The sequence below is a fragment of the Mesorhizobium sp. M2E.F.Ca.ET.209.01.1.1 genome (genome assembly GCF_004010375.2).
Classification (GTDB): Bacteria; Pseudomonadota; Alphaproteobacteria; order Rhizobiales; family Rhizobiaceae; genus Mesorhizobium.
Genome location: NZ_SADP02000963.1, coordinates 1 through 305 on the forward strand (window position 1 = coordinate 1; position 305 = coordinate 305).

1 protein-coding gene is annotated in these 305 nt (G+C 63.3%); it reads left to right on the forward strand.

Translation table 11 applies throughout. From position 1 onward, the window contains the following. Positions 1–305, forward strand: a 305-nt coding sequence (locus tag EN852_RS38690) for an ABC transporter permease (protein WP_135879896.1), incomplete at both ends; no start/stop codon positions are given.

The following is a 305-nucleotide window of genomic DNA, read 5'->3' on the forward strand; positions in this document are numbered from 1 at the left end:
AAGGTGGCGAGCCAAGCGCTGCTGCGCGCGCAGGGCATGCAGGCGGCGGCCGCTGAAAGCGCCAGGGGGCAGCTGCAGGTGGTGGTGCACCAGCGCTACAATCCCGAAGGCATCTCGCAATACAACATCGTGCCTGGCCTGCTCGGCGTGATCCTGCAGATGACCATGGTGATGATGACCGCCATGGCGCTGACCCGTGAGACCGAACGCGGCACGATGGAAAACCTTTTGGCGATGCCTTCCAGCCCGGCCGAGATCATGCTCGGCAAGGTGCTGCCCTTCCTAGATCGGAAGAGCACAAGTCT